Source organism: uncultured Intestinimonas sp. (assembly GCF_944387245.1).
Lineage (GTDB): Bacteria > Bacillota > Clostridia > Oscillospirales > Oscillospiraceae > Intestinimonas.
Genome location: NZ_CALXEE010000050.1, coordinates 1 through 16,451 on the forward strand (window position 1 = coordinate 1; position 16,451 = coordinate 16,451).

Sequence of the window (16,451 nt, forward strand, 5' to 3'; positions counted from 1 at the left end):
GGGGGAAGGTTTTCAGAGATGCGCTGCGCCTCACAAGAAAAGTGGTCCCACGGACCGTGACATAAACCACGCCGCAAGGCTCCCCCTCATCCGTCATTTGCTGCGCAAATGCCACCTTCCCCCCGGGGAAGGCTTTTGGGCGTGCCGAGTCGTCGCGCCCCACGCAAAAGTGGTGCAGTCTCCCTCAAAAGCACAAAACGGCACCTGTCCGGCTTTGGGAAAGGGGACAGGTGCCGTTTGTGTTCAGGCTGCGGCCGGGGTATGCCGGACAGTCCAGGCATGGGCGGCCACCCGGCGGGAGAACCGCCGGAGGCCCACCACCTCGGCGGTGGCGCACAGCTTGTCGGCCAGGTTGACAACCAGGGCCTCCCGGTACCGGGGCATTTTCCGGGCCAGAGGCCACATGTGGGAGACGATGATGTTCTCCTCCATGGGGGTGAGGCTGCCGCACAGGGCCCAGGCGTTCTTCAGGGCCACCACGGGGTGGGTGAAGCACTGGTTGCCGTAGTAGGACGGCTTCTCTCTGGAATTGTAGAGGTAGAGGTCGTGGAGCAGCCCCGCCCGGGCGGCGGCGCGGTAATCCAGACCCCAACGGCGGGCCAGGCGGTAGGAGACGTAGGCCACGCACACCGAGTGCTCATAGCAGGTGGTGCGGGGGTGGTGGGGGTACTGCCGCATGGAACGGACTTCCGGGGTGTCCAGCAGGTCCTGGACGCAGCGGAGAAAGGAATCGTAGTTTGGATTGTGCATGGGAATCACCTTGCCCTCCTTTGATGACGAATGGCGGGGGACGCGGCAGCGGTCCCCCATACATATATTATAGGCTCCTGTGTAGCCAATGTCCAGGTGAAGAAAGTGGCAGGAAGTCGGAAAAACGTCATAAATTTTTAAGACATCCTTTGGCCGGTTCCTGTATACTGACTGTACCAAGGCAGTTCATACACTTCCCCATGGGGAGGAAAGGAGGACGGGTTGTGATCCAACTCAACTATCGGGACGCCCGGCCCATCTATCTTCAGGTCAAGGACGGTCTGCGGCACCTGGTGATCACCGGCGCCATCCGGGAGGGGGAGCAGTTCCCCTCGGTGCGGGCGCTGGCCGCCTCTCTGGCCATCAACCCCAACACCATCCAGAGGGCCTACGAGGCCCTGGAGCAGGAGGGCTATCTCCGGGCGGAGGCGGGCCGGGGCGTCTTTGCGGCCAAGGGGGCCGCCGGCGCCCACGGCCGGCGGGAGGCCCTGCTCCGGCAGCTGGACGAGGCGGTCACCGAGTTGCTCTTCCTGGGGATGACCCCCGGGGAGTTGGCCGCCCGGGTGAGCGAAGCGGGGACGAAGGGAGAGGATGAGATATGATCGAGGCAAGGAATGTGGTCAAGGCCTTTGACGGCTTCCGGGCCCTGGACGGGCTGACCATGACGGTGCCCAAGGGGTCGGTGTACGGCCTGGTGGGGCCCAACGGGGCGGGCAAATCCACCCTGCTGCGCCACATCACCGGCATCTACCGGCAGGACTCCGGGGAGGTGCTGCTGGAGGGGGAGCCCATCTATGAAAACCCGGCGGCCAAGGCCCGGGTGGCCTCCATCCCCGACGAGCTCTACTATTTCCTGTCGGCCTCCACCCGGGACATGGCTAAGTTTTTAAAGGGCTTTTATCCCAGATTCGACCAGAACCGCTACCGGACCCTGCGGGACCTCTTCTCCCAGGTGGACGAGAAGCGGCCCATGCGCCGCCTGTCCAAGGGCATGCAGAAGCAGGCCGCCTTCTGGCTCTCCCTGTGCTGCCGGCCGGAGGTGCTGGTGCTGGACGAGCCGGTGGACGGCCTGGACCCGGTGATGCGCCGGCAGGTGTGGAGCCTTATCATGGCCGACGTGGCCCAGGAGGGCACCACCGTGCTGGTCTCCTCCCACAACCTCCGGGAGCTGGAGGACGTGTGCGACCGGGTGGGCATCCTCTCCCACGGAAAGGTCCTCATCGAGCGGAGCCTCACCGACCTCCAGGAGAACCTGGTCAAGATGCAGGTGGTCTTTCAGGAGCGGGAGCTGCCCAGGCTCCCCGACGACCTGGAGGTCCTCCACGTCTCCCAGGTGGGGCGTATCCACACCCTCATCGTCCGGGGCAACGCCACCGACGTCACCAACCGCCTGGCGGTGTACGCTCCCATCCTGCTGGAGGCCCTGCCCCTCACGCTGGAGGAAATTTTCATCTATGAGCTGGGAGGTGAGGACTATGCGGTCCGCGACATCATCCTCTGAGAAAAGCCGGCGGTTCTATCCCGCCCTGTGGAAGAAGAACATGGCCCGGTTCTGGCCCATCTGGGCGGTGTACGCCCTGGGCTGGCTGGTGGGTCTGCCCATGGCCCTCCTTCTGAGCGGGCAGACCGATGGCCTCATCGGCGGTCTGAACGCCCCCCAGTACTTTGCCGTAGACACCGTCCGGCAGATGGCCGCCTTCCCCTCGGTGGCCACCACGCTGTGCTTTGCCATCCTGGCCGCCATGGCCGTCTTTTCCTACCTATACAGCAGCCGCAGCGTGGCCTTCTTCCACGCCCTGCCCCTGCGCCGGGAGGACCTCTTTCTCACCAACTACCTCTCCGGCCTCTCCTTCCTGGTGCTCCCCGCCGCCGGAGTCTTTCTCCTCACCCTCCTGGCCGAGCTGGGTATGGGGGTGCTGGACCTGCGGGGACTGCTGGTGTGGCTGGCGGTCCAGGTGCTGCTGAGCTTCTTTTTCTTCTCCTTCGCCGTCTTCTGCGCCATGTTCACCGGCCACATCCTGGCCCTGCCCGCCTTCTACGGCATCCTCAACGTGCTGGCGGTGGGCCTGCTGTACCTCATCAACCAGGTCCTCTCCTCCTTCGTCTACGGCTATGTGAACGTGGGCCGGCTCACCGAGCTGTGCGACTGGCTGAGCCCCTTCTTCCGGATCAACAACGCCCTGGAAGTGGAGACCGTCTGGGGTGCGGAGGGGCTCCAGGCAGACCGCCTGCTGCAGGTCCGGTTCCACGGCATGGGCACCGTCCTCATCTACGCCCTGGCGGGCATCGTCCTCACCGCCGCCGCCCTGTGGCTCTACCGCCGCCGCCACCTGGAGGGGGCCGGCGACGTGGTCACCGTGGCCTGGAGCAAGCCCATCTTCAAGTACGGCGTGGGTATCTGCGCCGCCCTCTCCGTGGGCCAGGTCCTCTACCAGTTCTTTGTCTACGCCCTCCCCAAGGGGGGCTGGCCTCTGCTGGGCTTTTTGCTGGTGTGGGGCGCTGTGGGCTACTTCGTGGCCGAGATGCTCCTTCAGAAGAAATTCTGGGTCTTTAAAAGCAGCTGGAAGGGCTGCGTGGGCCTGGGCCTGGCCTTCACCTGCCTCATCGCCGTGATGGAGCTGGACCTCACCGGCTTCGAGCGGCGGACCCCCGACCCCGACCGGGTGGTGTCCGTGTCCCTCTACCCCGGGGGCTCCTCCCCCTACGACAGCGGCGACGCCACCATTGTCTCCGACGACCCGGAGCTCATTGCGGCGGTGGTGGACCTCCACCGCACCATCGTGTCCGAGCAGAGCGCCCAGGAGAACGCCGAGACGGGCAGCCGCTATGAGACCCGGTATATGGAGGGGGGACAGCGGATCGACGTCCAGACCACCGGCAGCAGCCGGGTGGAGATCGGATACGCCCTGATCGGCGGCGATGTGATGCAGCGGGAGTACCGCATCTCCTACGACGCCGACGCCCTGGCCGACCCCAACTCCGCCGCCGGGAAGCTCAACGCCCTCCTCAACCGGCCGGAGGTCATCGAGGAGCAGTACTTCCCCGCCGACCGGGAGAAGGCCCTTGCCGACGGCACCCTGCGCCTCACCGGCATCTCCCTGGACGTCTACAACACCGAGACCGGGGAGTACGCCGCCTACCCCGTCCCCGTGGGCTGGCGGGAGGAGGTCATCCAGGCCCTCAAGGACGACATCGCCCACGGCGACCTGGGCCGCCGCTATCTGATGGATGACGTGGACCGGCTGGAGAACTGCTACTACACCGACCTGGAGCTCACCTACCAGTGGGCCGACTCCGAGATGGGGGACGCGCGGGTGCGCATCACCCTCCAGACCACCTCGGTGGAGACCCTGGACACCCTGCGGGAGGCGGGCATCCTGGACAGCACCCACATCCTGGAGACCCAGTTCAGCCGCAGTGTTTGGGAGGAGGGCTGAGACAGACTCACCATATGAGGGCCCGCCGCGTCTGCGGCGGGCCCCTTTGCGTCCGGAAAACAAAACCATTCCTCCGACTGGGGCAGGGGCGGCCTTTGGCCGCCTTCCAAGCCCGCGCCCGTCCCCCCGCCGGTTCCGCGCCGCGGATGAGAAATCCCCAGCTCCGGCGCTGCGCGCCCCCTTTCCCATTGTTTTTTTGCGCCGGAAGTGGTATAGTTATCCCCGTCTATTCAAGACCATTAAGGAGAGAACAACATGAAATTGACCACCAGAATGTTAGGCGCGGCCCTGTCCGCCGCCGTGCTGGGCGGCGTCCTGGCCGGCTGCGGCTCCACCGCTGCCACCTTTACGGAGCTCCCCCTGCCCAGCGAGGTGCCGGAGGACATCATCATGCAGACCGCCGGCATCACCCGGGACACCCCCCTCCTCACCGTGGACGGCGCTCAGGTGCCCGCCGAAGAGCTCCTCTACTGGGTGAGCAGCTACGCCGACCAGTACGCCGCCTGGGGCATGACCGATCTCACCATGGACATGGGGAACGGCCAGACCCTGGGGCAGTACTACCTGGACAGCGCCGTGGAGACCGCCACCCTCTACCAGCTCATGGAGAACAAGGCCGAGGAGCTGAAGCTGGGCTGGACCAAGGACAATCAGACCGCCTATGACGAGCAGCTCCAGACCATGAAGGAGTCCCTGGCCCAGCAGGCCGGTCTGGACATCGAGACCCAGAGCGACAAGGTGGATACCGAGCTGGTCCGCCTCATCTCCTACATGGGCCTCTCCCAGGAGGGCTTCTTCCACATCAACCAGGCCAGCTTCCTCTATAACAATCTGATGGAGGGGCTCTTCGGCACCGAGGGTACCGACGCCCCCGACGCCGACAAGCTGAACGAGGCCGGCGTCTTCCACGCCAAGCACATCCTCATCAAGGCCGAGCCCGTCACCGACGCCGACGGCAACGTCACCGACGACGGTATGGCCGCCGCCCAGGCCCAGGCCCAGGCCCTCTACGACCAGCTCCTCTCCGCCGAGGACCCCATGACTCTCTTTGACCAGCTCATGACCGAGAACACCGACGACGTGGACTCCTCCGGCAATGTCAACGGCGGCACCGAGGGCTACACCTTCGGCCCCGGCGAGATGGTGGATGAGTTCTACGAGGGCACCAAGGCTCTGGGCGAGGGCGAGATCAGCGAGCCCATCCAGAGCCAGTACGGCTACCACATCATCCTCCGCCTCTCCGCCGACAACGAGGCCGGCTACGACAAGTACGCCCAGGTGAAGATGCAGGACCAGATCGACCAGTGGATGGACGAGGCCCAGGTGGAGCGGGCCGAGGAGCTGGACAGCCTGGATCTCCAGGCCTACTACGACGGCCTCACCACCCTCCGGAGCGACATCTCCGCCGCCAGCCAGGCCGACACCGCCCCCGCCGAGACCACCGCTCCCGAGACCACGGCCCCTGTGGAGAGCGTCCCCGCCGAGAGCGAGGTCCCCGTTGAGACCGTCGCCCCCACGGAGACGGTGGCCCCCACCGAGACCCCCGCGGCGTGAACAACACACCAGGCCGACGGCCCCGCCCTGTGAAAACAGGGCGGGGCCGTTTTTGATTGGGCAGCAAAGGCTGTCTACCAAACCACGCCCCCAACCATGAACCATTCTGTTATGTGAAAGGTCGGGGGAGACGGTCAAAAACCATTTCTTTTTCCCGCAGGAAAAAGAAATGGTTTTTGGAATCCAAAGAAAAAGGGGCTCCCGTGGGGGTTGAGTGGCTCCAAATAGGAATCCGGCGGCCCGTCTTTACGCCCCCGCCCAGCACCAGCACCGTCCACAGGTGACTCCGCCGGTGGAACAGGGATACGCTGTGGTCCTATCCAACATTTTTTCGCCGCCTGCGTGGGTGGGTGTCGGGACGTGGTGGCGCTGACTGGCATTTCCTTTGCTGTGGCGCAGGATGATATTTGAGGGGCGGCACGCTGACCTTCCCCCCTTTCTTAAGATGTACCGAGGTTGCCGTCCCCGTCCTATGCGGCAAAAAAACAAAATATGTCCCCAATCGTCCGCCCTTCTTCACGGGGAAAGTCGGACAGGCCGGTGGTATACTGCTTCATACAGAATTTGGAAAAGAGGGGACGCGGAATGAGAGCATGGTACGCCATGGGCACCAAAGCGGTGCTGGATGAGCTGAGGACCAGCGGCACGAAGGGCCTCTCCGCCGGGGAGGCCCAGAAGCGGCTGGAGACGGGGGGACGCAACGAGCTTAAAGCCAGGGAGGGTCCGGGGCTGCTGAAGCGGCTGCTGGGCCAGCTCAAGGACCCCATGGTGCTGGTGCTGCTGGGGGCGGCGGGGCTCTCATTGTGGGCCGGGGGCGGCGAGGACTGGGTGGAGGCCGTCATCATCCTGGGCATTGTCCTATTGAACGCCGTCATCTCCCTCTCCCAGGAGGACAGCGCCCAGCGGGCCCTGGAGGCCCTCCGGGACCTCTCCGCCCCCATGGCCAACGCCGTCCGGGACGGCCAGCCCTGCCGGGTGGAGGCCGCCCAGCTGGTGCCCGGCGACCTTATCCGCCTGGAGGCCGGCGACCTGGTCCCCGCCGACGCCCGGGTCCTCTCCGCCGCCGGACTCACCGCCGACGAGTCAGCCATGACCGGGGAGTCCCTCCCCGTCACCAAGGAAGCCTGTGGGGCCCTGCCGCCGGAGACGTCTCTGGGCGACCGGAGGAACATGGTCCTCTCCGGCACCGTCATCACTGCCGGCCGGGGGACCTGCGTCATCACCGCCACCGGCATGGAGACCGAGATGGGCCACATCGCCGGTCTCTTGCTGGAACAAGGTGAAGGGGAAACTCCTTTACAGAAGAAAATGGCGGAAATTTCAGGCACGCTTTCCTTTCTCTGCCTGTGCGTCTGCGCCGTCATGTTCGGGGTGGGCCTGCTGCGGGGAAAGGGCATGCTGGACATGTTCCTCACCGCCGTCTCCCTGGCGGTGGCCGCCATCCCGGAGGGACTCCCTGCGGTGGTTACCATCGTGCTGGCCCTGGGGGTGCAGCGGATGGCGAAGCGGGGGGCCATCGTCCGGCGGCTGCCGGCGGTGGAGACCCTGGGCTGCGCCGGGGTCATCTGCTCGGACAAGACGGGGACCCTGACCCAGAACCGGATGACGGTCCAGGAGGTGTGGACTGCCAGCGGCGACCGGAACGCCGTCCTCACCGGCGGGGCCCTGTGCTCGGACGCCGAGCTGGTGCGGGACGGCGGCGGGACAAAGGCGGTAGGGGACCCCACCGAGTGTGCCATTGTGGAGGCGGCCCGGACCGCCGGGCTGGACAAGTCCGAGCTGGAGCGGAAATACCCCCGGCAGGGGGAGTGCCCCTTCGACTCCGACCGGAAGCGGATGAGCACCCTCCACCCCCTGGAAGGCGGCGGCTGCCGCCTGCTGGTCAAAGGGGCGCCCGACGTGCTCTTTCCCTTGTGCTCCAAGGCTTTGGGGGCAAACGGGGAGACCGACTTCACCCCGGCTGTGGCCCGCCGGGCGGCGGCGGCCAACGAGGCCATGGCCCAGCGGGCCCTGCGGGTGCTGGCGGTGGCCCGGCGGGATCTGCCCGCCCTCCCGGCGGGCACCGACACCCGGAGCATGGAGAAGGGCCTCACCCTGGTGGGGCTGGTGGGCATGATGGACCCGCCCCGGCCGGAGGTGAAGGGGGCGGTGGCGCGGTGCTTCACCGCCGGCATCCGCCCCGTCATGATCACCGGCGACCACCGGCTCACCGCCCTGGCGGTGGCCCGGGAGCTGGACCTGCTGCGGCCGGGGGATGTGGCCGTCACCGGGGAGGAGCTGGACTTCATGCCCCAGGACATGCTGGAGCGGGAGGTGGAGAGGTTCTCCGTCTACGCCCGGGTGACCCCGGAGCACAAAATGCGCATCGTCCAGGCCTGGCAAAAGCGGGGACAGGTGGTGGCCATGACGGGGGACGGGGTCAACGACGCCCCCGCCCTCAAGGCCGCCGACATCGGCTGCGCCATGGGCCGCTCCGGCACCGACGTGGCCAAGGGGGCCGCCGATATGGTGCTCACCGACGACAACTTCACCACCATCGTCCGGGCGGTGGAGGAGGGGCGGGGCATCTTTTCCAACATCCGCAAGGCCATCCACTACCTCCTCTCCTGCAACATCGGGGAGATCGCCGCCGTGGCTCTGGCCACCGCCCTGGACCTGCCCCAGACGCCCCTGACGCCGGTGCAGCTCCTGTGGCTCAACCTGGTCACCGACTCCCTGCCCGCCCTGGCCCTGGGGGTGGAGCCGGTGGAGGAGGGGGTCATGGAGGAGGGACCCCGGCCCGCCCACGCCAGTCTCTTCACCAGGGACTTCTCCCTGCGCCTGGCCTGGCAGGGGCTGCTGGTGGGGGCGGTCACCCTGGGCGCCTGGGGCCTGGGCTGGTCCATGGCCCATGACGGCGGCGCTCTGGCCGGCACCATGGCCTTCGCCACCCTCACCCTCTGCCAGCTCTTCCACGCCTTTGATGTGCGCAGCGACCACAAAACCGTGGCCCAGCTGGGCCTCACCTCCAACCGGTCGATGGTCAAGGCCTTCCTGGTGGGGCTGGCCCTGCTGCTCTCCGCCCTGGTCTGTCCGCCCCTGCGGCTGGTGTTCGGCACCGTGGCCATGCCCCTGCGGGCCTGGGGCTGGGTGCTCCTGCTGTCCCTCGCCCCCGCCGCCGCCAGCGAGGGGGAAAAGATCCTCCACGGGGCCGGGCGAAAGGACCGGAAAGACCGGAAGGCCGTGGGGGTGTGAAGAGGGCAGAAACCGGCTGAGTGCCCGATCAGCGCCCCCTCATCCGTCATTTGCTCCGCAAATGCCACCTTCCCCCCCAGGGGGGAGGTGGCCCGCAGGGCCGGATGAGGGTGCGTCTCAGAAGTGGTTTGGCGCGCCGGGGTCGTCGCGCCCCACGCAACAGTCATCCCATATCGCTGTGGCGGGCGGATGCTATCCGCCCCTACGCCAGCCCTGCGATGTGATGCCGTGGGCGTGATGGGGACAAAAAAGTGGCTGGAGCAGTCTGCTCCAGCCACTTTCTGTCTATGGAGTTTGTCAGCCCTCGGCGGCCTTGTTCTTCTTCCGCCAGGCGTCCAGCACGGCGCAGAACACCAGGGAGAGGTAGGTCTCCTCCTCGTTGGCGCTGCGGCTGGTGAGGGCGATGGGCACCTTGGCGCCCACCACGGCGCCGCAGGTGACGGCGTGGGCGTGGATGAGCCAGCTCTTCACCAGGGTATTGGCGGTGGAGAGGTCGGGGGCGATGATGCCGTCGAAGCCGCCGCCGCTCCAGGGGCAGTCGTAGTGCTTCAGGCGGGCGGCCTCCTTGCTCAGAATGAGGTCGTAGGCAATGGGGCCCCACAGCTCGCAGTCGGCAAAGGGCTTCTGCTTCTGCTCGGCCACCAGGCGCTGGGCCTCCACGGTGTCCTGCATGTGGAAGGTCACCTGCTCCACCAGGCTCAGCAAGGCCAGCTTGGGATTCTCATAGCCGAAGGCCTTCAGGGCGTCGGCGGTGTTCTTGATGATGGCCTTCTTCTGGGTCATGTTGGGCTTGATGATGACGGTCATGTCACTCAGGGCCAGCAGCTTGGGATACTCGGGCAGGGAGGCCAGGGACACGTGGCTCATGAGCCGGTCAGTGCGCAGGCCGTTCTTGCCGTCCAGCACCGGCATCAGGAAGTCACGGGTGGGGATGTTGCCGCGCATGAGCACGTCGCCGTCGCCGGAGTTGATGATGTCGATGGCCATCTGGGTGATGTTGTGTCCGGGAGGGGTGTCCACCATGGTGTAGGGCTCCTTCTCCAGACCGAACTGCTCCAGGACCGTAATGGTCCGGGCGCGGTCGCCCACCAGCACGGGCTGTACCAGACCCTTTTCCTGAGCGGCGAAGATACCCTTGAGCATGTTCTCACCGTCGGAACCGGCCAGGATCACCCGCATGGGACGGGACATCTTGGGTACGCGCTCCAGGATCGCGTCGAAATTTTTCAGTTCCATAATGTCATCTCCGATCCACTTTACCATGTGGCTGCCGCGCAGCCGTGTCTTGTCTCAGTATAGCCTATTTCCCCGGCGATGACAAGAGAAATTGGGCAAAAAGGAAATGTTCAGGCCGCAAACGAAAGTGGGACGGGCGGGGCATGGGACGTGCCGGCCTCTGCCCGGTGCCCGTGTCCACGGCCAGGGGACAAAAAGGCAGGCGCATCCTGCGATGCGCCCGCCGCTGAGCCTGTCGACAAAGTCGACAGGCTCTCTCAAAAATGCAAGCATTTTTTCGAAGGGATGCAGCCTGCTGCGTCGCACTCGCTGCGCTCGCACGCTTGCAGGCTGAAGAGAGTTTTTTCCGAGGCACATGTCCCCGGAAAAAACGGACTGAATTTCATTCCGTCGTCTGCGGACGACGGAACTCTGCGAGGCTCTTGCCAAAAATCAAGCGCATATGTGCTTTTTCGACAGCCCTCGGGTTCTGTATTGCGGGGATGCTCAGCCCTGCTGGACGGCCTCCCGGGCGGCGATGTCGGCCTGGGCCTTGGCCTCCAGCCCGGCGGCCTCCTCCTTGGGGACCTCCCGGATGAGGATGAAGGGGGTGAGCTGCCGCACCTGACCGGCGGGGTTGTCGCCGATGAGCTTTGCGAGCTTCTCATCAGCCCAGTCCTTCAGGGCGGAGCACTTGCCCAGAATCTCCTGGGCCAGGGCGTTGGCGTCCACGATCATGGAGACCACGCCGGTGTCCTTGAGCACCTTCTCGCACACCCCGTCGGGGTCGGCGGGGATGCGGATGCCCATCTCGGCGTACTCCTCGATGTCGTGGCCGAAGAAGCCGTCCAGGCCGTAGACCTCGTCGCCGGCGATCTTGTAGAAGGTGCCGTGGACGCCCCGGAGCTTGTCGATGGCGGCCCGGAAGGCGGCCCACAGGATCTTGGGGGCGCCGCACTGGTTGATGGCGAACTGCATCTTGTAGGGGACGCCGGCACCGGGGCCGGCGGCGGTCTGGGCCACGCAGCGGCACAGGATGTTGGCCAGCAGACCGGGCTTCACGTCCTCGGCGTAGACCACCCGCTTCTGACACAGGGCCACGATCTTCTCACTGACGGAGACGATGTCGCCGGGCTGCCACACCGGCACCACGTACTGCCGCACCAGGGCGTCGTAGTCGTCGCCCACGTTGACGAAGGGGATCTGGATGGCGTGACGGGCATAGGTCTTGCCGTCCACCTCGATAATGAGCTTTTTTGTGGCGTTGACGTAAAAATCTTTCGCTTCCATAGCCGCTCCTTTTTCCGCTATCTTTCCCGGAGGGAGACCCTCCGCTGTTCACCTCAGAGCCGGGCTCTGCCCGGCGGCACGGTAAAAGTATAGCCGTTTCCCGGGAAAAATCAACCCTTCCCGGTCCATTTTTCCCCAAAATGGGGGAATAAACGGGGGAGCGCCGGGACAGACTAGGCCAGAAAGGAGGGAGGACGGTGTTCGGACGGAAAAAGGACCGGCGGGAGCCGGTGCCGCCCCACCCCCGGCAGGAGCCCCGGATCGACGGACCCCTGACGGCGGAGAATATGGAGCGGGTCTTTGGAGGCAGCGTGGACTTCGCCAAGCGGACGGTGGCCCTGGGGGGCGATCCGGCCCGGACGGCCACCCTGTGCTATCTCTCCGGCATGGTGAAGATGGAGCGCATCAGCGACTATATCCTGCGGCCCCTGGCCCAGGACGAGACGCTGGCACAGTGCGACGAGGCCCAGGCGGTGGAGCGCATCCAGAAGGGGGCCCTCTACAACCTCATCCTGGAGGAGCGGACCACCGCCGACCAGGGGGTCTTTGATCTCATCAACGGCTGGTGTCTGCTCTTTTTCCCAAAAACGGGGAAGGCGCTCTCCTTCCTGGTCCAGACCGAGGAGAAGCGGTCCATCTCCCCGTCGGAGAACGAGCCGCCCCTCAAGGGGCCCCGGGACTCCTTCGTGGAGTCCATCCGCACCAACACCTCCATCCTCCGCCGCCGGGTCCGAGCCCCCGACCTGCGCATCAAGGAGCTGCTGGTGGGACGGCAGACAGTGACCCCGGTGGACCTGGTGTGGATCGAGGGCATTGCCAACCCGGAGACGGTGGCGGCGATGGAGGGGCGGCTGGCCGCCATCGACATCGACGGCCTCATCTCCCCGGCCAGCTTGGAGGAGTACCTCACCGGGGAGGTGCGCACCGCCTTTCCCACCATCCTCTCCACCGAGCGGCCCGACCGCTTCTCCTCCGGCATCGTGGAGGGGCGGGTGGGGGTGCTGGTGGACGGCCTGCCTATGGGCTGGCTGCTGCCTGCCGGGCTCAGCCAGTTCTTCCGCACCCCCCAGGACAAGGCTCTGAGCTGGATGGCGGCCTCGGCCCTGCTGGTGATCCGGTACCTGTGCATGCTCACCACCCTCTTTCTCCCCGCCCTCTATATCGCCGCCGTCACCTTCCACCTGGAGCTGCTGCCCACCCGGCTGGCCCTGGCCATCGTGGCCGCCAAGCAGGACGTGCCCTTCACCACCATCTTTGAGGTGCTCATGATGCTCCTGGCCTTCGAGATCATCCAGGAGGCCGGGCTGCGGCTCCCCAGCTCCATCGGCCAGACCGTCTCCATCCTGGGCGGACTGGTGGTGGGCTCCGCCGCCGTGGAGGCCCGCATCGTCTCCCCGGTGGTCCTCATCGTGGTGGCCGCCGCCGGCATCGCCGGGTACACCATGCCCTCCCAGGACTTCGCCGCCGCCCTGCGGCTGTGGCGCTTCGGCTTCGCCGCTTTGGCCGCACTGGCGGGTATGTTCGGCGTGGCCATGGGGGGACTTCTCCTCATCTGCCACCTCTCCTCCCTGGAGTCCTTCGGCGTGGCCTACCTCTCGCCCTTCGTGGCCGGCGACGGAGAGCGGCACGCCGTCTACGCCGTCCTCCGGCGGCCCCTGCCCTTCGTCAAGCTCCGGGAGGCTGCCCTCCGCACCCGCAACCGCCGCAACCAAGGCCCTTTTTCTTAAAAGAAAAAGGACCCAAAAAGAACTTTATTACCGCTCTGGATGTGGGTGGAGAGGGAAAAGCCTGCGCCCGGTAACGGAAAGAAGAAGCGCCATGCGGCGATTATTACCCGTGCGGCGTCCAATGGGCCCCTGCTCTGCGCCACAATCCCCACCTACGTTGCAGCAACGGCAATTTCAGTCAGCGCCACCACGCCCCGACACCTACCCACGCAGGCGGCGAAAAAATGTGGGATAGGACCACAGCCTGTCCCTGTTCCACCATGGTAGTCACCTATGGACGGGGCTGGTGCTCAACGGGGGCGTAAAGACGGGCCGCCGGATTCCTATTTGGAGCCACCTAACCCGCACGGGAGCCCCTTTTTCTTTGGATTCCAAAAACCGTTCCTTTTCCAGCAGGGAAGCGAAACGGGTTTTGAAAGCGTCTCTTTTCTCCAAAAGCGTATATTGGTTGGCATTTGCTTCATAAACATGACCTTCCCCTCTGAGGGGGAAAGGTGCTCCACAGGGACAGATGAGAGGGCGCTGAATAGAAAAAAGGGAAATACCATTTTGCTGACCCACCCTCATCCGTCATTTGCTCCGCAAATGCCACCTTCCCCCTGGAAGGGGGAGGGTTTTACAAGGTGCGCGGGGGTCGCTGCACCCCACTCAATGGAAAGGAGGTCTCCATGAGACGAATTATTTCCCTGTTTATCGTGCTGGCCCTTCTGCTTGTGGGGTGCTCGGCCCTGCCCTACGCCCACCAGATCGATAAAACCGTGCTGATGGAGGTCCTGGGTGTGGACGCCGGAGCGGGGGAGACGGTGACGGTCACCGTCGCCAGCGGCGCCCGGCCGGGGGACCAGGAGCCCCTGGTCCTCTCGGCCCAGGCGGGCACCATCTCGGCGGCCTGCTCCGATATGGGCGAGCGGGGGGAGGACTTTGTCTTTTTCGGCGACGTGGAGCAGGTGCTGGTGGGGGAGGAGGAGGCCCAGCGGGGCCTGGAGTCCCTGCTGGGCCACATGGCCCATGACCCGGAGCTGCGGCTGGAGGCCGAGCTGTGGGTGGTGAAGGGAGCCGAGGCCGCCGACCTGCTGCTGGAGGCAGGGGAGGGGGAGAGCCTGCCCGACCGGCTCTCCGCCATGTCCCGGAACGCCGAGCTGCTGGGCGGACCCCGGCCCCAGATGGCCCGGGGGGCCCTCACCGACCTGCTGGAGAACGGCGCCACCCTGCTCCCCGCCCTGGAGCGCCGGGAGGCCGAGGACGGCCAGGGCGCCCAGGGGGAGTATGTGCTGGTGACGGCGGGCTATGCCGTCATCCGGGACGGAGTTCTCCAGGGCTTCACCGATGAGACCGCCGCTTTCGGAGCCGACCTGCTGCGGAGCATGGGCAAGGGGCAGATCCTGGAGCTCTCCGGCCCTGAGCGGGGCTATACCGCCTTAAAAATCACCGGGGTCAAGACCACCTTCCGCACTGTCTTTGAGGGGGACACCCTCACGGGGCTGCGGGTGGCCTGTGCCCTGGAGACCCAGGCGGCGGAGCTCTCCGGCGCCGCCGCCCGGCTGGGGGAGGAGGACCGGCTGGCCCTGGAGGGGGAGCTCTCCCGACTGGCCGGGGAGGCCATGGAGGCCGCCATGGCGCAGTTCCAGGCCTTCCGGGCCGACGCCATCCACCTGCTGGACAGGGTGGCCCTGGCGGTGCCCTGGAAGCAGGCGACACTGGAAAAACAGTGGCAGGAGGTCTTTCCCAACCTCACCCTGGAGGTGGAGGCGGAGGCCACTGTGGCCAGAAGCTGAGGAAAGGAGGTGCCCCATGGAGGGGGACCGGATCTCCGCCCGGCAGCTCTACGGGATGCTGTTTACCGGGCTTTTGACCCCTGCGGTGCGGGCGCTCCCCGTACTCACCGCCGCCGTGGCCGACAAGAGCGCCTGGCTCACCGGCCTGCTGGCCTTTCCGCCCCTGCTGGGGGCGGGCTGGGCCGTCTATACCCTCTCCAGGGGACAGGACGGACTCTCCGGCGGTTTTCGACGGGCCTTCGGTCTGGCGGCGGGCAAGGCCGTCACAATTATATATATGGTGTGGGCCCTCTTCCTCCTGTGCCTGGAGGGGCGGCTCTACGCCGGGCGCATGGTCACCGCCGGCTACCGGGGGGCCTCGCCCGCCGTCTTTCTGCTGGTGCTGCTGGCGGTGGTGGTGTGGATGGCCCGGCGGAAGCTCTCTGCCTTTGCCCGGGCCTCCGAGATCTGCTTTCTGGTTCTGGCCCTCATCCTGGCCCTGGTGGTGGGCTTCTCGCTCCTGGACGCCCGCCCCCGCCGGGTGCTGCCCGTGTGGACCCAGGACCTCCCCGCCGCGGCCGCCGCTACCCTGGTGCCCGTGGGTGTCCTCTCCGGCGGCGTGCTGGGCGGCTTTCTGGCCGGGCAGGTGGCGCCCAGAGAGGGGGATGCCCGGCGGGGCCGCCGGTGGCTGCTGGGCACCTGTATCGTCATCACCCTGCTCCAGCTGGGCGCCGTAGCCCAGCTGGGGGCGCAGCTGTGCGCCCGGGTGGAGGTCCCCTTCTTCGAGATGGCCCGGGGCGTGGGCATGGACGGCGCCTTCCAGCGGGTGGAGTCTGTGGTCATGGCCTTCTGGATTCTGAGCGACTTTGTCTGGATGGGCACCCTCCTCTTTGCCGTCAAGGCCATGGCCGCCGCTCTGGTGGGCCCCAAATGGGTGAAGCGGACTCCGATTCTCGCCGCCCTCCTGGCCTTCCTGGGCGCCGTTTTCCTCTTCCCGGACGACTTTGCCGCCCGGGATCTGGACACCTGGCTGGCTCCGGCGGGACAGCTGGTACTGGCCTTTGTGCTGCCCTTTCTGGCCCTGCTGTGCAGCTATATCAGAGAGAGGAAACGGGGGAGAGCGCCGCCGAGCTCCTAAGCCCTTTGGGATGCATCCATATCTTGGGGTGTAAAGAGGGAGAAAAGGGACAGATATAGTTGTGTTTTGCTTCTGTAAAAAGAAAGGCAGGAAAAGTCAATAAATTTGAAAAAAGGTGTTGACAAAGCGGGAACGATTTGGTATATTAACTGAGCGCTTTGCGAGAGGCACAAAAACAGGACGATGACGAGAAGAAAATCTCTGAGATCTGAAAAAAGTGCTTGACAAAAGCTCATGAGTTTGCTAGAATAAGAGAGTTCGCGTCAGAGAGAACACCTTCGAGAGTGACGAAAAGTTCGGAAAACCTCGAAAAAAGTTCTTGACAAGGGCTCAACGATCTGGTAAAATAAAT

At 65.6% G+C, this 16,451-nt stretch carries 11 protein-coding genes; 8 read left to right on the top strand and 3 right to left on the bottom strand.

Annotated features, from left to right (window positions below):
* Nucleotides 1–243: 243 nt before the first annotated feature.
* Nucleotides 244–750, bottom strand: coding sequence for an HD domain-containing protein (locus Q0K15_RS07620; RefSeq protein ID WP_294514851.1), 507 nt, complete (start codon nt 748–750; stop codon nt 244–246).
* Nucleotides 751–974: 224 nt separating this feature from the next.
* Between Q0K15_RS07620 and Q0K15_RS07625 the strand changes: the two genes are divergently transcribed.
* The 5 genes from Q0K15_RS07625 (at nt 975) to Q0K15_RS07645 (ending at nt 8,975) form a co-directional block, all read left to right on the top strand.
* A complete protein-coding gene (locus tag Q0K15_RS07625; RefSeq protein ID WP_294514854.1) occupies nt 975–1,352 on the top strand; it encodes a GntR family transcriptional regulator in 378 nt (125 codons plus the stop codon).
* The gene (locus Q0K15_RS07630) at nt 1,349–2,251 is read left to right on the top strand and encodes an ABC transporter ATP-binding protein (protein ID WP_294514856.1); all 903 of its coding nucleotides are present in this window, start codon (nt 1,349–1,351) and stop codon (nt 2,249–2,251) included. The genes Q0K15_RS07625 and Q0K15_RS07630 overlap by 4 nt, the downstream gene beginning before the upstream one ends.
* Nucleotides 2,226–4,187: a hypothetical protein gene (locus tag Q0K15_RS07635; protein WP_294514858.1), complete on the top strand. Its 1,962-nt coding sequence runs from the start codon at nt 2,226–2,228 to the stop codon at nt 4,185–4,187. Before Q0K15_RS07630 ends, Q0K15_RS07635 begins: the two co-directional genes overlap by 26 nt.
* Nucleotides 4,188–4,442: 255 nt before the next feature.
* The gene (locus Q0K15_RS07640) at nt 4,443–5,741 is read left to right on the top strand and encodes a peptidylprolyl isomerase (protein ID WP_294514860.1); all 1,299 of its coding nucleotides are present in this window, start codon (nt 4,443–4,445) and stop codon (nt 5,739–5,741) included.
* Between the two features lie 585 nt (nt 5,742–6,326).
* The gene (locus Q0K15_RS07645) at nt 6,327–8,975 is read left to right on the top strand and encodes a calcium-translocating P-type ATPase, PMCA-type (protein WP_294514864.1); all 2,649 of its coding nucleotides are present in this window, start codon (nt 6,327–6,329) and stop codon (nt 8,973–8,975) included.
* A gap of 297 nt (nt 8,976–9,272) precedes the next feature.
* Here Q0K15_RS07645 and Q0K15_RS07650 read toward each other — a convergent pair whose 3' ends face one another.
* Both Q0K15_RS07650 and Q0K15_RS07655 read right to left on the bottom strand, forming a co-directional pair.
* The gene (locus tag Q0K15_RS07650) at nt 9,273–10,211 is read right to left on the bottom strand and encodes a phosphate acyltransferase (protein ID WP_294514867.1); all 939 of its coding nucleotides are present in this window, start codon (nt 10,209–10,211) and stop codon (nt 9,273–9,275) included.
* Between the two features lie 486 nt (nt 10,212–10,697).
* On the bottom strand, nt 10,698–11,480 hold the full coding sequence (locus Q0K15_RS07655; RefSeq protein WP_294514872.1) for a coenzyme F420-0:L-glutamate ligase: 783 nt from the start codon (nt 11,478–11,480) through the stop codon (nt 10,698–10,700).
* A 197-nt stretch (nt 11,481–11,677) separates the two neighbouring features.
* On the opposite strand from Q0K15_RS07655, the gene Q0K15_RS07660 reads away from it, so the two are divergent.
* The 3 genes from Q0K15_RS07660 to Q0K15_RS07670 all read left to right on the top strand — a co-directional run bounded on the left by Q0K15_RS07660 (nt 11,678) and on the right by Q0K15_RS07670 (nt 16,099).
* Nucleotides 11,678–13,207, top strand: coding sequence for a spore germination protein (locus Q0K15_RS07660; RefSeq protein WP_294514875.1), 1,530 nt, complete (start codon nt 11,678–11,680; stop codon nt 13,205–13,207).
* Nucleotides 13,208–13,875: 668 nt separating this feature from the next.
* Nucleotides 13,876–14,982 carry a Ger(x)C family spore germination C-terminal domain-containing protein gene (locus tag Q0K15_RS07665; RefSeq protein ID WP_294514877.1) on the top strand — a complete coding sequence of 369 codons (1,107 nt, stop codon included), beginning with the start codon at nt 13,876–13,878 and terminating at the stop codon, nt 14,980–14,982.
* A 16-nt stretch (nt 14,983–14,998) separates the two neighbouring features.
* On the top strand, nt 14,999–16,099 hold the full coding sequence (locus tag Q0K15_RS07670; protein WP_294514880.1) for a GerAB/ArcD/ProY family transporter: 1,101 nt from the start codon (nt 14,999–15,001) through the stop codon (nt 16,097–16,099).
* The last annotated feature ends 352 nt before the right edge of the window (nt 16,100–16,451 follow it).